Source organism: Actinomyces oris (assembly GCF_001937665.1).
Taxonomy (GTDB): Bacteria; Actinomycetota; Actinomycetes; order Actinomycetales; family Actinomycetaceae; genus Actinomyces; species Actinomyces stomatis.
In genome coordinates, this window is sequence record NZ_MSKL01000024.1 from 485 (window position 1) to 17,149 (window position 16,665).

9 protein-coding genes are annotated in these 16,665 nt (G+C 69.1%); 6 read left to right on the forward strand and 3 right to left on the reverse strand.

Features of this window, described 5'->3' with window-relative positions; genetic code table 11:
• Positions 1–516 precede the first annotated feature (516 nt).
• The 6 genes from trpS (at position 517) to BKH28_RS09255 (ending at position 12,459) form a co-directional block, all read left to right on the forward strand.
• A complete protein-coding gene (gene trpS, locus BKH28_RS09230) occupies positions 517–1,629 on the forward strand; it encodes a tryptophan--tRNA ligase (protein WP_075418525.1) in 1,113 nt (370 codons plus the stop codon).
• A 130-nt stretch (positions 1,630–1,759) separates the two neighbouring features.
• Positions 1,760–3,919: an alpha-1,4-glucan--maltose-1-phosphate maltosyltransferase gene (locus BKH28_RS09235; RefSeq protein WP_275531625.1), complete on the forward strand. Its 2,160-nt coding sequence runs from the start codon at positions 1,760–1,762 to the stop codon at positions 3,917–3,919.
• A gap of 170 nt (positions 3,920–4,089) precedes the next feature.
• On the forward strand, positions 4,090–5,862 hold the full coding sequence (gene treS, locus BKH28_RS09240; RefSeq protein ID WP_256695660.1) for a maltose alpha-D-glucosyltransferase: 1,773 nt from the start codon (positions 4,090–4,092) through the stop codon (positions 5,860–5,862).
• Positions 5,862–7,493, forward strand: coding sequence for a phosphotransferase (locus tag BKH28_RS09245; RefSeq protein WP_075418527.1), 1,632 nt, complete (start codon positions 5,862–5,864; stop codon positions 7,491–7,493). Before treS ends, BKH28_RS09245 begins: the two co-directional genes overlap by 1 nt.
• A gap of 88 nt (positions 7,494–7,581) precedes the next feature.
• Positions 7,582–9,816, forward strand: a complete 2,235-nt coding sequence (gene glgB / locus BKH28_RS09250) for a 1,4-alpha-glucan branching protein GlgB (protein WP_075418528.1) — start codon at positions 7,582–7,584, stop codon at positions 9,814–9,816.
• Between the two features lie 276 nt (positions 9,817–10,092).
• A complete protein-coding gene (locus BKH28_RS09255; RefSeq protein WP_075418529.1) occupies positions 10,093–12,459 on the forward strand; it encodes a glycogen/starch/alpha-glucan phosphorylase in 2,367 nt (788 codons plus the stop codon).
• A 96-nt stretch (positions 12,460–12,555) separates the two neighbouring features.
• Here the strand turns inward: BKH28_RS09255 and BKH28_RS09260 are convergent, their stop codons facing one another.
• The 3 genes from BKH28_RS09260 to BKH28_RS09270 form a co-directional block, all read right to left on the reverse strand.
• Positions 12,556–13,497 carry a tetratricopeptide repeat protein gene (locus tag BKH28_RS09260; RefSeq protein WP_075418530.1) on the reverse strand — a complete coding sequence of 314 codons (942 nt, stop codon included), beginning with the start codon at positions 13,495–13,497 and terminating at the stop codon, positions 12,556–12,558.
• A gap of 167 nt (positions 13,498–13,664) precedes the next feature.
• On the reverse strand, positions 13,665–14,714 hold the full coding sequence (locus tag BKH28_RS09265) for a Tat pathway signal protein (protein WP_075418531.1): 1,050 nt from the start codon (positions 14,712–14,714) through the stop codon (positions 13,665–13,667).
• A complete protein-coding gene (locus BKH28_RS09270) occupies positions 14,711–16,507 on the reverse strand; it encodes a hypothetical protein (RefSeq protein ID WP_075418532.1) in 1,797 nt (598 codons plus the stop codon). The genes BKH28_RS09265 and BKH28_RS09270 overlap by 4 nt, the downstream gene beginning before the upstream one ends.
• Positions 16,508–16,665 lie beyond the last annotated feature (158 nt).

Sequence of the window (16,665 nt, forward strand, 5' to 3'; positions counted from 1 at the left end):
GCATCCAGACCACCGGCTTCAACGCGACAGCCAGGCGCGGCACCACCAGCACAGCCACCACCAGCAACACGATCGTGATGCGCTGGCTGATCCGAGACAGCCGAAACAGTCCCCGGGCCACCCCCTCGTGACGACTCAACCACCTCCGCCAGGCCCACAGCACCCGCTGCCAGACCTCCGGCGGAAACCGCAACGACCCCGCCGGCCACCCCCACACCAACGGATTCCCCACACCAAAAACACCCGGATCACTACGAAGACCCACCAAAACCTTCTCACATCACCAACAGTGGACAAACACCCACTCGGAGCCACAAGAACGTAACCATCCTGTTATCTGCGGCCCCACGTCACCACCCTGACGAAAATCGAGGTGGCGCAGGCGACAGCTTCGAGCGCTCACCCCTCTTCACGTTCTTCATCGGATAAGTCACCGAAGCGCAGGACGTTGGGGTCCATCACCCGGGCCGGCGAACTCCGCATCAGCGCTAAGAGCGCACCCCCTAGGATGAGGTCATGACTCAGACCCCCACCGCGGCCGAGGAGGCCCTGGCCAACGCCACCAATGACGCCTCCCTGGCCCGATCCATCGCCCGCTCCGCCGAGATCGAGGCCGATATCGCCGTCAACCCCGGCCGTTACCGGATGTTCACCGGGGTCCGCCCGACCGGGAACATGCACCTGGGCCACTACTTCGGCACCATGCACTCCTGGAAGACGATCCAGGACGCGGGCGTGGAGACCTGGATCCTCGTGGCCGACTACCAGGTCATCACCGACCGCGACGGCGTCGGGCCCATTCGCGAGCGCGTCCTGTCCCTGGTCACCGACGCCCTGGCCGTGGGCGTGGACCCGCAGCGCTCGACGATCTTCGCCCACTCGGCGGTCCCCGCCCAGAACCAGCTGATGCTGCCCTTCCTGTCCCTGGTCACCGAGTCCGAGCTGCACCGCAACCCCACGGTGAAGTCCGAGCTGGAGGCCACCGACGGGCGGGCCATGAGCGGTCTGCTACTCACCTACCCGGTCCACCAGGCCACCGACATCCTCTTCTGCCAGGCCAACCTCGTACCCGTCGGGAAGGATCAGCTCCCCCACCTGGAGCAGGCCCGGCTCATCGCCCAGCGCTTCGACAAGCGCTACGGGCGGGCGGTCAAGGACCACCCGGTCTTCCGCCGCCCCGAGGCGCTGCTCAGCCAGGCCCCGATGCTGCTGGGCCTGGACGGGGAGAAGATGAGCAAGTCGCGCCGCAACACCATCGAGCTGCGCATGAGCGCCGATGAGACCGCCAAGGCCCTCAAGAAGGCCAAGACGGACTCCGAGCGCGTCATCACCTACGACCCGGTCAACCGACCGGAGGTCTCCAACCTGTTGATGCTGGCCTCCCTGTGCGGGGCGGGCACTCCCGAGGAGATCGCAGAACGCATCGGTGACGGCGGCGCGGGCACGCTCAAGAAGGTCACCACGGAGGCCGTCAACGAGTTCTTCGCCCCCATCCGGGCCCGTCGCGCCGAGCTGGCGGCCAACGAGGACTACCTCCTGGAGGTACTGAGGCAGGGCAACGCCCGGGCCAACGAGATCGCCACCAGGACGCTCGACGACGTCCGCACCGCCATGCAGATGAACTACTGACGGCTGTCGTCTGCTGAGCCCACAGGCTCAACGCCCGGATCGGCCCGGTTCGCGACGCGCGTACCGGGCCGATCAGCGCCCTGCGAGCGGACATGTGACTCAGGTCGTTTCTCACCGTAGTCTTGCCCCTGTGACTCCGAACACGACGCCGAAGGCCGGCAAGAAGCAGTCCACCCGTCCCTCCAAGTCCTCTGCCGCTCCCACCGACGCGCCCGCCCAGGGCACCGGAACGGAGACCACGCCATCGGTGTCGTCCGCGACCTCCGCGACGCCACAGCCGGCCCCGTTCTCGCTGATCGGCCGGATCCCGGTCACCGAGGTCTTCCCCGTCGTCGAGGACGGGCGCTGGCCGGCCAAGGCCGTCGTCGGCGAGGTCATCCCGATCCGCGCCACCGTCTTCCGCGAGGGGCACGACCGCTACGGCGCCACCGCGGTCCTGGTGCGTCCCGACGGCACCGACGGCCCGAGCGCCCGCATGCACGACATCGCCCCGGGCCTGGACCGCTACGAGGCCTCCGTGGCGCCCGACGCCCCCGGGGACTGGCGCTTCCGCGTCGAGGGGTGGTCGGACCCGTACGCCACCTGGAGCCACGACGCCGGCATCAAGGTGCCCGCCGGCATCGACGTCGAGCTCATGCTGGAGGAGGGCGCCCGGGTCCTGGACCGGGCGGTGGCCGTCGAGGGGCGCGACGAGGAGGGCGTCAAGGCCCTCAACGACGCCGTGTGGATCATGCGCGACCCCTCCAACCCCGTGGCCGACCGCCTGGCTGCGGGCCTGTCGGACTCGGTCAAGGCCGCCCTGGAGCGCCTGCCGCTGCGCGACCACGTCTCCCCCTCCGCCGCGTACCCCCTCCAGGTGGACCGCGAGCGCGCCCTGACCGGCTCCTGGTATGAGATCTTCCCGCGCTCGCTGGGGTCAGGGGTCAGCGAGGACGGCGCCTGGCACTCGGGGACCCTGCGCAGCGCGACCGAGCGACTGGACCGCATCGCGGCCATGGGCTTCGACGTCCTCTACCTCACGCCCATCTCCCCCATCGGCCTGACCAACCGCAAGGGCCGCAACAACACTCTGACGGCCCGTCCCGGCGACCCCGGCTCCCCCTACGGCATCGGCTCCCCCGACGGCGGACACGACGCCATCCACCCCGACCTGGGCACCTTCGAGGACTTCGACGCCCTGGTGGCGCGCTCGCGCGAGCTGGGCATGGAGGTGGCCCTGGACCTGGCGCTCCAGTGCTCCCCGGACCACCCGTGGGTGACCGAGCACCCCGAGTGGTTCACGGTCCTGGCCGACGGCTCCATCGCCTACGCCGAGAACCCGCCCAAGAAGTACCAGGACATCTACCCGCTCAACTTCGACAACGACCCCGAGGGCATCTACCAGGCGATCCTGGAGGTCGTGCGCACCTGGATCGCGCACGGCGTGACGATCTTCCGGGTGGACAACCCCCACACCAAGCCCCTGACCTTCTGGCAGCGCCTCATCGCCGAGATCCACGCCGAGTCCCCTGACGTGCTGTTCCTGGCCGAGGCCTTCACCCGCCCGGCCATGATGCGCACCCTGGGCATGATCGGCTTCCACCAGTCCTACACCTACTTCGCCTGGCGCAACACCAAGGAAGAGCTCATCGAGTACATGATGGAGCTCAGCAAGGACACCGCCCACCTGCTGCGTCCGGCCTTCTGGCCCACCACGCACGACATCCTCACCCCCTTCATGACCAACGGGAAGGTACCGGCCTTCAAGCTGCGCGCCGTCCTGGCGGCCACGCTCTCACCGACCTGGGGCATCTACTCGGGCTACGAGCTGGCCGAGTCCACGCCGCGCCCGGGCTACGAGGAGCAGATCGACAACGAGAAGTACGAGTTCAAGCCGCGTGACTTCGCCGCCGCGCGCCGCAACGGCATCGAGGACCTCCTCACCCGCCTCAACGCCGCCCGGGCCGCCCACCCGGCGCTGCGCCAGCTGCGGGACATCTACTTCCACCCCACCAGCGACGACCAGATCCTCGCCTACTCCAAGCGGGTGGACGCCTTCCACAGCCCCACGGGCAAGGACGACGTCATCCTGACGGTGGTCAACCTCGACCCGCACGGGGCGCGGGCCGGCGAGGTCTACCTCAACCTGGAGGCCCTGGGCCTGCCCGGCTGGGTCGACGCCTCGCGCCCGGTGGTCAAGGTGACTGACGAGCTCACCGGCGAGACCTACGACTGGTCGGGTCAGAACTATGTGCGTCTTGACCCCTTCGCCGGGCAGGCCGCTCACGTCTTCTCCGTGGAGCCGCTGTGAGCACCGATCCGATGAGTGCGGCCCCGATGCCCACCGGCAGCGAGGTCCCCGCCGCGGGGCCGGCAGGAACCTTCAACCAGCCCGCGGCGGGCGTCCCCATCGCGGCTCCCGTGGCCGCTGCCGGCACCGCAGCCATGGCGGCGATCCCCACCCCCAGCGGTGGGATCCCCATGCCTCTGGCGGTGGCTCCGCCGATCCCCGGGGTGCCGGCCCTGCCGGCTCAGGCCCGACCCGGCCTGAGCCCGGACCCCGAGTGGTTCCGCACGGCGGTCTTCTACGAGGCCCTGCTGCGCTCCTTCGCCGACTCCGACGGCGACGGCGTCGGGGACCTGCGCGGGCTCATCTCCCGACTGGACTACCTGGCATGGCTGGGCGTCGACTGCGTGTGGATCCCACCCTTCTACCCCTCACCCGTCCGTGACGGCGGCTACGACATCTCCGACTACACGGCCATCGACCCGCGCTACGGGACGATGGAGGACTTCCGGGAGCTGGTCCATCAGGCCCACCAGCGCGGGATCCGCATCGTCATCGACATGGTCGTCAATCACACCTCGGACGCCCACCCCTGGTTCCAGGCCTCCCGCTCGGACCCCGAGGGTCCTTACGGGGACTTCTACGTGTGGGCCGACGACGACTCAGGCTACGACGACGCCCGCATCATCTTCGTGGACACCGAGGAGTCCAACTGGGCCTACGACGTCGAGCGCGGCCAGTTCTACTGGCACCGCTTCTTCTCCCACCAGCCCGACCTCAACTACCGCAACCCGGCGGTCATCGAGGCGATCCACGACGTCATCCGCTTCTGGGCGCGCACCGGGGTGGACGGCTTCCGCCTCGACGCCATCCCCTACCTGACCGAGTCGGAGGGCACCAACTGCGAGAACCTGCCCGGCACCCACGAGATCATCGCCGGGATCCGCGAGATGCTCGACCGGGAGTTCCCCGGCACCATCACACTGGCCGAGGCCAACCAGTGGCCCGAGGACGTCGTGGAGTACTTCGGCACCGAGGAGTCGCCCGAGTGCACCATGTGCTTCCACTTCCCGGTCATGCCGCGCATCTTCTACGCGCTGCGGCAGGGCTCGGCCGAGGCCATCCGCTGGGTGCTGGAGAAGACCCCCGACATTCCCGCTCACGGGCAGTGGGGAACCTTCCTGCGCAACCACGATGAGCTGACTCTGGAGATGGTCACCGACGCCGAGCGCGACCAGATGTACGCCTGGTACGCCCCCGAGGAGCGCATGCGCGCCAACATCGGGATCCGACGCCGGCTGGCACCGCTCCTGGACGCCTCGCGCGCCGAGGTGGAGCTCGCTTACGCCCTGCTCCTGTCGCTGCCGGGCAGCCCCTGTCTCTACTACGGCGACGAGATCGGCATGGGTGAGAACATCTGGTTGGAGGACCGCGACGCCGTGCGCACCCCCATGCAGTGGGACGACTCCCCCAACATGGGCTTCTCCTCCGTGGTCGATCCCGGCGCCTTGACGCTTCCGCTCATCCAGGCCCCCGGATACGCGCACCTGACGGTGGCCACCGAGATGGCCCGGCCCGACTCACTGCTGCACTTCACTCGGCGGATCCTGCTCCTGCGCCGCTCCCACCCCGTGCTGGGGCGCGGGAGCTTCCTCCTGCGCCCCACCAGCGAGGACGCCGTCCTGGCGCACACGCGCTGCGACGAGACGCCGGTGGAGGGGGCCGAGACCCTCCTGTGCGTCGCCAACCTCTCGGCCACCCCCCGATCGGTGACGATCGAGGTTCCCGAACTGGCGGGCAGGGGCACTACGGACCTGTTCGGGGGCTGCGCCTTCCCGCCCGTCGACGACCGCGGCCGCCTCACCCTGACGCTGGGGGCGCGCGGATACTACTGGCTGTCCGTTGACAGGACCGAGCCCGACGCCTCTCAAGGCGACCATGAGAACCACCCGACCGAGGAAGTCTGATGCCCAACGAGCCGATCTCCACCGCACCGCAGCCCGCCTCCGTGCCGGCACGGTCCCTGCGCAGCGCCCAGGCGCCGTCGACCTGGCCCAGTGACGCCGAGATCCTGGCGGCGCTGGGACCGTGGATGCTTCAGCGGCGATGGTTCCCGCTCAAGGGGGATGCCGCCCCGCCGCTGGGTTCCTTGCGCATCATCGCCTCCTGGGAGCCGGAGGCGGGGGTGCGCGATCTCGTCATCGCCGCCCTGCGGGGCAATCAGGCCGAGACCGGTCACCATGACGGGATGGTGCTGCTGCACGTGCCGGTGGTCCTGGAGGCCGCCGACGCGCTCGACTCCTTCGCCACCCCCGGTGAGGCGCCCGGCAACCATGGCCTGCTGCTGACAACCGCCTCCGGCGGGGCGCCTGCGCAGGTGGCGCTCGTCGACGGCGCCCACCACCCGGCCTTCTGGCGCGTCTGGGCCTTGAGCGCGTTGGAGGCGGGCACCGTCCTGGGCGAGGCCGGCGCCCTGGCCATCGCCCAGCGCGCACCGAGGCTGCGAGTGACCACCGGGGAGCAGTCCAACACCTCCGTCATCCTGCCGGCCCCCACCAGCCCAGATGAGGCCCTCGGGGAGCAGGACGCCGCCACCGGGGACCTCATCGTCAAGCTCCTGCGGGTCCTGGAGCACGGGCGCAACCCCGACGTGGAGCTGTCAGTGGCCCTGGCCCGCAGCGGCTGGGACCGGGTGCGCACGCCGGTGGCCTGGTCCACCCTGGACTGGACCCGCACGGGCGGCTGCGGCCAGCCGACCCTGCAGGAGTCCACCGACTCGGCGGTGGCATGCAGCTTCGTCCCACGGGCCGATGACGGCTTCGAGCTGTTCTGCTCACTGGCCTCCACCGACGACGTCGACGGACCGGTGCGGACCCGGGCCGTGGACCTGGCCCGGGATCTGGGGCGCACCACGGCGCAGATGCACCACCACCTGGCCGTCTCCCTGGGGACGAGCCGGCCGCCGGAACCGGCCGAGCTCGCTGCCGCGCTGAGCGAGCGCGCCCGGTGGGCGCTGGAGGAGGTGCCCGAGCTCTCCGGCCACATCCGGGCCCTGGAGCTCAAGGTGGAGCAGACGCTGCAGCGGCTCGAGTCGCTTCCGGCTCTGGAGCCAGCCACCCGCATCCACGGCGACTACCACCTGGGACAGGTGCTTCACGAGGTCGGCGGCCAGCAGCGCTGGTACGTCCTGGACTTCGAGGGCGAGCCCCTGCGCCCCCTGGCCCAGCGCTCCGACCCCGACCTGCCGGCCCGGGACGTGGCCGGCATGCTGCGCTCCTTCGACTACGCCGCTGCCGTCGGCAAGGCCCCCCACCCCGACTGGCTGGGCGCCGTGCGCACCGCCTTCGAGGAGGGCTACCGCCAGGGACGTCGGGAGACCGCCCCCGAGGGCGCCGCGCAGACCGGCTCGCAGGCCCCAGCACCAACCTCGTCACACAACGCGGAGCAGACGGAGGCGTCGTATCAGACGGTCCTGACCTGCCTGGAGCTCGACAAGGCCCTCTACGAGGCCGTCTACGAGGCCCGCAACCGTCCCGACTGGCTGAGCATCCCTATGGCGGGGATCGAGTCGGTCCTGTCCAAGCACACGGAGGGCTGAGCACGCGACGATCCTCCATCCCCATCATCCCCATCGGTTCGACGTCCAAAAGCACCCGTTATTCACCAACGCATGGAAGAGTTGCTGTATGAGCGCCAACACCCCTGAGAAGGACCTCGGCTCCGAGGCCGCGGCCGACCTCGCCCCTGTCCCCGTGGACCCCTGGATTCTGGCTGACGTCGCCTATGCGCGCTACCACGACCCGCATGAGGTCCTGGGCGCCCACGTCGGCGAGAACGGAGTCACCATCCGCACCGTCCGGCACCTGGCCGACGACGTCGTCATCGTCACCAAGGACGGCACCCAGCCGGCCACCCACGAGCAGGACGGCGTCTGGGTGGCGGTCCTGCCCGGTCAGGAGGTCCCCGACTACCGCATCAAGGTCACCTACGGCGACGAGACCACCACCGTCGACGACCCCTACCGCTACATGCCCACTCTGGGCGAGATGGACACCTACCTCATCGCCGAGGGCCGCCACGAGGAGCTGTGGGAGGTCCTGGGCGCCCACGTCAAGCACTACGACGGCCCCATGGGTGAGGTCGAGGGAACCGCCTTCGCCGTGTGGGCCCCCAACGCCCGCGCCGTGCGCGTCGTCGGCGACTTCAACTACTGGGACGGCACCGCCACCGCCATGCGCTCCCTGGGCTCCTCCGGCGTGTGGGAGCTGTTCGTGCCCGGCGTCGGAGTCGGTGCACGATACAAGTTCGAGCTCTGCTTCGCCGACGGCTCCTGGCACCAGAAGGCCGACCCGATGGCCCGCGCCACCGAGGTCCCCCCGGCCACCGCCTCGGTGGTCACCGACCAGTTCCACGAGTGGGAGGACCAGGAGTGGATGGCCAAGCGCGCCTCCACCGACCCCCACAGCGGACCGATGAGCATCTACGAGGTCCACATCGGCTCGTGGCGTCAGGGACTGGGCTTCCGCGGTCTGGCCGAGGAGCTGGTCCCCTACGTCAAGGAGGCCGGCTTCACCCACGTGGAGTTCCTGCCGGTGGCCGAGCACCCCTTCGGCGGCTCCTGGGGCTACCAGGTCACCAGCTACTACGCACCCACCTCGCGCTTCGGCACCCCGGACGACTTCCGCTACCTGGTGGACCAGCTCCACCAGGCCGGCATCGGCGTCATCCTGGACTGGGTGCCCGCCCACTTCCCCAAGGACGAGTGGGCCCTGGCCCGTTTCGACGGCACCCCGCTGTACGAGGACCCCGACCCGCAGCGCGGCGAGCACCCCGACTGGGGCACCTACGTGTTCAACTTCGGACGCAACGAGGTGCGCAACTTCCTGGTCGCCAACGCCCTGTACTGGCTCCAGGAGTTCCACGCCGACGGCCTGCGCGTCGACGCCGTGGCCTCCATGCTCTACCTGGACTACTCGCGCCAGGACGGCCAGTGGCACCCCAACCAGTTCGGCGGCCGCGAGCACCTGGAGGCCATCAGCTTCCTGCAGGAGGCCACCGCCACCGCCTACCGGAAGAACCCCGGCATCCTCATGGCCGCCGAGGAGTCCACGGCCTGGCCCGGCGTCACCGCCCCCACCGAGTACGGCGGCCTGGGCTTCGGACTGAAGTGGAACATGGGGTGGATGAACGACACCCTGCGCTACCTCGCGGAGGACCCGGTCAACCGCCGCTACCACCACGGCGAGCTGACCTTCTCCCTCGTCTACGCCTTCTCCGAGCAGTTCATCCTGCCGCTGAGCCACGATGAGGTCGTCCACGGCAAGGGCTCCCTTCTGTCCAAGATGCCCGGCGACCCCTGGCAGGAGCTGGCGGGCCTGCGCGCCCTGTACGCCTACCAGTGGTCCCACCCGGGCAAGCAGCTGCTGTTCATGGGGCAGGAGTTCGGCCAGGGAACCGAGTGGAACGCGGACACGTCCCTGGACTGGTGGATCCTGGACGACCCCGGTCACCAGGGCCTGCTCGCCCTGGTCAGCGACCTGAACCACCTCTACCGGAACTCACCGGCCCTGTGGTCCGAGGACTTCTCCCACCGAGGATTCGAGTGGATCGAGGCCGGCGACGGCGACCACAACGTCCTGTCCTACCTGCGCAAGGGGACCGACGCCGACGGGCGGGCCGACCTGATGGTCTGCATCATCAACTTCGCCGGCACCCCGCACGAGGGCTACCGGGTGGGCCTGCCCTTCGCCGGGGACTGGGAGGAGGTCCTCAACACCGACTCCAAGGAGTACGGCGGCTCCGGCGTGGGAAACCTGGGCCATGTCGAGGCCGAGGACCTGCCCTGGAACGGGCGTCCGGCCTCGGTGCGCCTGCGGGTCCCCCCGATGGGAGCGGTCTTCCTGCGTCCGACTCAGGACTGACCCGGGCTGAAACCACGCACCGCGGTGGGGTGAGAGGCATGAGCCTCTCACCCCACCGCGGTCTGCTGCTCATAACGTGATCAGATCCTTGAACTCGGCCCACCATCATCACCTATGAGCCGGTAGTCTGGGCTATGTCTCGCACAGGCGCGCGGCCTCCGGCGCCTTGTGCTCCCTGCGCGCTCCGGTCGGTCCTGCCCCCGTCGATGTACGATATTTCAGTCCGATGCAAGACTCTTGCAGTCGGCGACCACGATGCCTGACAAGGGAAGAAGAATGACACAGAAGCTGGTCACGAGCGCCCCCGCGCAGGTGCGCGCCGTATCCGGTCGACCCGCCACCGCGGCCACCCTCATGGAGGTCTGGCAGGGCCTGTCCGCCGCCGTCGTCGACACCATTGCGGACGACTGGTACGCCACCGAGCAGAAGTACAGCGCCGGACGCCAGGAGCACTACTTCTCCGCCGAGTTCCTCATGGGCCGCGCCCTGCTCAACAACCTCTCCAACCTGGGGATGGTCGACGAGGCGCGCGAGGCCGTCGGCTCCTTCGGCGTCAACCTCACCGACGTCCTGGAGCAGGAGCCCGACGCCGCTCTGGGCAACGGCGGTCTGGGACGCCTGGCCGCCTGCTTCCTCGACTCCTGCGCCACCCTCGACCTGCCGGTCAACGGCTTCGGCATCCTCTACCGCTACGGGCTGTTCAAGCAGCTCTTCGAGGACGGCTTCCAGACCGAGCATCCCGACCCCTGGATGGAGGAGGGCTACCCCTTCGTCATCCGCCACGAGGAGGCCCAGCGCCTGGTGCGATACCAGGACATGACCGTGCGCGCCATCCCCTACGACATGCCGATCACCGGCTACGGCACCAAGAACGTGGGGACCCTGCGCCTGTGGAAGGCCGAGCCGCTCGAGGAGTTCGACTACGACGCCTTCAACTCCCAGCGCTTCACCGAGGCGATCGTCGAGCGCGAGCGCACCTCGGACATCTCCCGCGTCCTCTACCCCAACGACACCACCTACGAGGGCAAGGTCCTGCGGGTGCGCCAGCAGTACTTCTTCTGCTCGGCCTCCCTCCAGCAGATCGTTGACAACTACGTCAGCCACCACGGTGAGGACCTGTCCGGATTCGCCGACTACAACGCCATCCAGCTCAACGACACCCACCCGGTGCTCGCCATCCCCGAGCTCATGCGCATCCTTCTGGACGAGCACCACCTGGGCTGGGAGGATGCCTGGAAGGTGGTCACCAAGACCTTCGCCTACACCAACCACACGGTGCTGGCCGAGGCCCTGGAGACCTGGGAGATCTCCATCTTCGACCGCCTCTTCCCGCGCATCACGGAGATCGTTCGCGAGATCGACCGCCGCTTCCGCATCGAGATGGCCGAGCGCGGCCTGGAGCAGGGCACCATCGACTACATGGCCCCCATCTCCGGGAACAAGGTGCACATGGCGTGGATCGCCTGCTACGCCTCCTACTCCATCAACGGCGTCGCCGCGCTGCACACCGAGATCATCAAGCGCGAGACCCTGGGCGAGTGGCACGCCATCTGGCCCGAGCGCTTCAACAACAAGACCAATGGCGTCACCCCGCGCCGCTGGCTGCGCCAGTGCAACCCGCGCCTGTCAGCACTCCTGGACGAGGTCACCGGCTCGGACACCTGGGTCAAGGACCTCACCGTCCTGGCCGAGCACACCGACTCCGTGGACGAGTCCATCTACGACCGTCTGGCGGAGATCAAGCACGCCAACAAGGTGGACTTCGCCACCTGGATCGCCCAGCGCGAGGGGATCGAGATCGACCCGGAGGCGATCTTCGACGTCCAGATCAAGCGCCTCCACGAGTACAAGCGCCAGCTGCTCAACGCCATCTACATCCTGGACCTCTACTTCCGCATGAAGCAGGACCCGAGCCTGCAGGTCCCCAAGCGCGTCTTCATCTTCGGGGCGAAGGCGGCTCCCGGGTACATCCGGGCCAAGGGCATCATCAAGCTCATCAACGCCATCGCCGACCTGGTCAACAACGACCCCGTGGTCTCCCAGACCATCAAGGTCGTCTTCGTCCACAACTACAACGTCTCCCCGGCCGAGCACATCATCCCGGCCGCTGACGTCTCCGAGCAGATCTCGATGGCCGGCAAGGAGGCCTCGGGCACCTCCAACATGAAGTTCATGATGAACGGAGCCCTGACCCTGGGCACGCTCGACGGCGCCAACGTGGAGATCCTGGAGGCCGTCGGTGACGACAACGCCTACATCTTCGGCGCCACCGAGGACGAGCTGCCCTCCCTGCGTGAGAGCTACGACCCCGTGTGGCACTACGAGAACGTCCCCGGTCTCAAGCGCGTCCTGGACGCCTTCACCGACGGCACCCTCGACGACAACGGCTCGGGCTGGTTCGCCGACCTGCGCCGCAGCCTCCTGGAGCCCTCCTACGAGCCGGCCGACGTCTACTACGTCCTGGGCGACTTCGCCTCCTACCGCGAGACCAAGGACGCCATGGCGGCCGACTACGCCGACACCCGCGCCTGGCAGCGCAAGGCCTGGGTGAACATCACCCGCTCGGGCCGCTTCTCCTCCGACCGCACCATCAGCGACTACGCCCGTGAGGTCTGGAAGATCGACCCCGAGCCGATCGCCTGATCGTCAAGGCATGAGCGAGCGCCCCTCACCGCACTGGTGAGGGGCGCTACTCCGTATGCGCTGGGTGCTGCCAGATCCTCAGCAGGGCTCAGCGGCTCAGTAGAGCATGGCGGCCAGGCGGCGGCGGGCCTGGGCGACCTCCGGCGAGGTGGAGCCGATGACCTCGAAGAGCTCGAGCAGTCGCAGCCGGGCCGTCTCCCGCTCCTCCCCCGCGTGGGTGCGCACGGCCTCCAGCGCGCGCCCCAGAGCGGCGCTGACGTCACCCAGGGCCAGAGCGGCGTCGGCACCGGCCAAAGCCGCAGCAAGATCCGTGGGCGCGGCATCTGCCGCCGCCAGGAGCTCGTGGGGGTCCTGGCCGTCCAGCCGGGCCATGAGGCGTACCTGGTTGCGGGCCACCTTGAGGTCGTCGTCGCCCGGGTTCTGGGCAATGGCGTGGGTGTACACCTCCTCGGCAGCGGCGAAGTCCCCGGCCTCGATGGCCTCGCGGGCGGCCCGCTCGACCTCTGTCTCCTCAGGCTCTGCCTGAGTGTCGGCGCCGGCCGCGCCGTCGACGGCGATGGTGCCGTTGACACCGTTGGCGGCCGCCACTTCCAGCAGCTGGTCGATGACCGAGCCCAGCTGCTCCTGGGGCACCGCCCCCTGGAACATCGGCACCGGCTGGCCCGCGATGAGGGCCACAACCGTGGGAACGGCCTGAGCCTGGAGGGCCTGAGCGACCTCCGGGGCGGTATCCACGTTCACGCGCGCCAGCTGGAAGCGGCCGGCGTACTGACCGGCGAGCTGCTCCAGGACGGTGGCGAGATCGGCACTGGCCTGGCTGCGCGGACTGTGCAGGACGACGATGACGGGGACCTGGGTCGAGACCTCCGCGACGTCGCGCAGACTGGAGGCGTCGACGTCGACGACGAGCGGCACCTGCAGGCCGGCCCCTGCCGCTCCTGCGGGGCCCTTCGTGGCAGGGCTCGGGGTCCCACCGGTTGGGCCGGCAGGTTTGGCGGGGGCGAAACTGGACAGGTCGACGGCGCCGAACATGCTCATGGAGGCTCTGCCTTCCTCGGGCCGCAGCCCGGTTGCTTCAATGGTCTGGGTCTTTCGGTGTCCTTGCGCGCCGGCGCGGTTGCCGGGCCTCATGCTGATCAGAGGCCTGGGCGCACCAGCGGCCCGACTCCGAGCGGTCACGGAGCCGGGCCGGGGATCAGCGGCGATCAGGACGGTTTGGCCGACGCCGACGCCGTGGGGGCGGGCGTCTTGGAATCATCCCGATCCACCTTCATGAGCGCTGTCTCGGCGCCCAGAACGGTCACCTTCTCGCCACTTCCCTCCTTGGGGATGGAGAAGGCGACCATGGAGTCGTAGGTGGCGGTGACGGTACCGACGATCTTCTGGTTGCCACCCATGTGGGCGGCGACGTCGCCCTGCAAGGTGAGGTCGGAGCCATCAACAGTGCGCTTGTAGACCACTGTGAAGGACAAGGTGGTGAAGACCAGCGCCCCGCCGTCCCCCTCCTCCAGCTGGAGGCCCTGGAACCCGTCCTGACCGGGGACCGCCGTCACGGTCACTTCCCCGTAGTTGCTCAGGTCGGTCTTTCGGGCGTCTTGAACCTTTCGACGCAGGTTGTCCTCGGGGAAGGCCTTGCCGTTCTCGCCGTCGGGGTGGTTGAGCGCGTCGACATAGGAGTCGAGGACCGCCTTGGGGGTGGCGACCAGCCCGGTGGACTCGGCCGTCACCTGCTTGGCACGCTGGGCCGACTGCTTGGTCAGCACGGGAATGCTCGCCTGCGCGGCGAATCCCTGCACCCAGGCCCACACCTTGAACTGGTCCCGGGCCGAGCCCTGCTCCAGGGAGATGATCGAGACGCTCTTGTCACCCTCCGAGGCGACGGCGGCGTTACGGGGGAAACCGACGGTCTGCCCCACTCCCCCGCCCTGGATCTTCGTGGTCATGGCGTGGATGAACGAGTCGTTCCCACTGGCGGAGGCGGTGGCGTACTCAGCGGCACGGATCCGAGCAGCCGGTCCGGACATGACCTCCTTGACCTTGTCCGCATTCTTCTCCTTGTCCGCCGTCGCCAGGCCGGTCTGGACGCGCTGGAGGATCTCGGCGAGCTGCTTGTCGTTGAGGACGGGCTCGGCGATCGGTGTACCGGAGGCCTGGGTCTCGGCGGTCTTGGGCTGGGACCGCGAACAGGCGGCCAGGCTCAGGGCGAGGGCGGAGGCACCGCCTGCACTCAGAAAGGCTCGACGGGTGGACATCATGCGCGCTCCTGGTTGTCGGGGTCCGCGGTCGGGTCTGGTTCGGCAAGTGGCTCGGCGTCGACGGCCTGGATGACGGCGGGGTCAGCCTCGGGAGGCAGCTCGACGCCGTCGGAGTAGGAGGGCCAGGACACGGTGGTCGACGTCGCTGAGGAGTCACCGAAGCTGCTCGGCGAGAAGGGGGTCCCCTTCGACGGCTCGACCTCCTGCTCACTCCAGCTCAGCGACACGTCGGTCACCTCCGGCTGGGCGAATCCGGTCGGCACCTGGACACTGGGGTCCTTCGACGGGGCCGAGGCCGCTACGTCCTGGGGCTCAGCGGTGTCAGTCTCGAAGGACGGCGCACCGGTATCGCCTGCCACGTGGCTGGTGCGGTACTCCGGCGGCGCGAAACGGGAGTGGTCCTGGACCTCGGAGGGCTGGTCGGCGAGCTGGTCGACGCCCACGGCCATGTGACCGGCGCCGGCGGCAGCATCACTGAGAGCCGGGGGGTTGGGGCGAGCCGACGAGTCGGGCACGTTGACGGCATCCGCGGTGATCGCCAGCGCCTCACCGTCCTGGAGGCCCTCCGGCTCCCGGGCGGCTCGGTGCTCCTGGGTGGCGGCCTCATCAAGACCGGGAACGACCGAGGCGCCTCGGGCGACCCCAGCAACCGCATGGTCGCCCTGACCGCCGTGGCCCTCACCGTAGGCGCCGTCAGGTCCGTCACCGAGCCCGCCACTCGTCCCACCACTGAGCCCGGCAGCGGGGCCAAAGTCGTATCCGTCGGCGGGAAGCGCCTCAGACGCCTGGGGGACGGAGGAGGTCTCGATGCCGTCGAGGTAGACGCGCCCCGTGCGCGGGTCGGTCCAGGGTTCGCCCGATGCCTCGGCACGCTCCTTGTCCCGCAGCTCTCGGCGGGTCAGGCGTCGGTCGGGATCGTCCACCTGAGGGATGCCCTCGGTGGAGACGGAGTCGGCGTTGGCGATGCGGGCCGCCCGCTCGGCGGAACGGGTCCGCCGATCGACGTTGGCGCGGCGCAGCTGGAGGTCGATGAAGAACAGGAAGGCCCCCACGAGCACGAAGAGGCCACCCAGACCCAGCCCCCCATAGAAGTACCAGGGGGTCTCCACCTGCCGCGTCCAGGAGACGGTCAGGCTGGGAGCCGGGGCCTTGCCATCGGTCATGGCCATGAGGACGACCTGCTCGTCGACGTTCTTACGCGGCAGCATGGCGCGGTCAGCGTCCTCCGCGGTGTTGAAGGTGACCGACGAGCCGCCGGTCTTCTCCCCCAGCCAGATGTCGGAGCCCGAGGCGGTCACGGCCTTGGCCTTGCGCTCCGAGCACTTCGAGGCACCGGCCTGCGCGGAAGGGGATGGCTGCGAGGAGGCGGATGGCTGCGAGGACGCCGCCGCAGAAGGGGCGGCCGTGGAAGGAGCGGGAGTGGCGTTGGCAGGGGGGCAGTACTGGGTCTCGTCCCTGGAGGACAGGGTTCCGGCGTCGGTGTCGATACCGGTGACCACCGTGTGGGGCAGCGCATTATCGGCGTCAGGGCTCATCCAGGCGTCAAGGTCGGCCGCCCTGGCCACGAAGAGGTGGACCTCCTTGCCATCGGAGGAGCTCGCGGTCACGACGACGTCGGACTCCGCGCCACTGAGGACCCCGGGGGCTGTGATGACGTAGGGCTGAGAAGGACCGGAGGCGAGCTTCGCCTCGACCTTGGAGCTGGGTTTCCAGATGGTGGCCGAGCAAACGGCCAGGGCGACGAGGACCAGCCCGAGGACGGTCACCGCCACGCTCAAGATACGTCGACTCACGACGCGGGTCTCCTATGCTCGCGGACACGGTTGACGACGACCGGCTACGGAGCCGGGTATCGCTGCGAGCGCTCACCGTGCGCCCGCCTAGGAACCAGAATCGCATGGAGGACCCCGCGACCGCACCGACCTCAGCGCAAGATCACAAGAAGACACGC

Coding starts and splice junctions, on each gene's coding strand:
- treS (WP_256695660.1), top strand. CDS start 4,090: ATGCCTCTGGCGGTGGCTCCGCCGATCCCCGGGGTGCCGGCCCTGCCG.
- glgB (WP_075418528.1), top strand. CDS start 7,582: ATGAGCGCCAACACCCCTGAGAAGGACCTCGGCTCCGAGGCCGCGGCC.
- trpS (WP_075418525.1), top strand. CDS start 517: ATGACTCAGACCCCCACCGCGGCCGAGGAGGCCCTGGCCAACGCCACC.
- BKH28_RS09260 (WP_075418530.1), bottom strand. CDS start 13,497: ATGAGCATGTTCGGCGCCGTCGACCTGTCCAGTTTCGCCCCCGCCAAA.
- BKH28_RS09255 (WP_075418529.1), top strand. CDS start 10,093: ATGACACAGAAGCTGGTCACGAGCGCCCCCGCGCAGGTGCGCGCCGTA.
- BKH28_RS09245 (WP_075418527.1), top strand. CDS start 5,862: ATGCCCAACGAGCCGATCTCCACCGCACCGCAGCCCGCCTCCGTGCCG.
- BKH28_RS09265 (WP_075418531.1), bottom strand. CDS start 14,714: ATGATGTCCACCCGTCGAGCCTTTCTGAGTGCAGGCGGTGCCTCCGCC.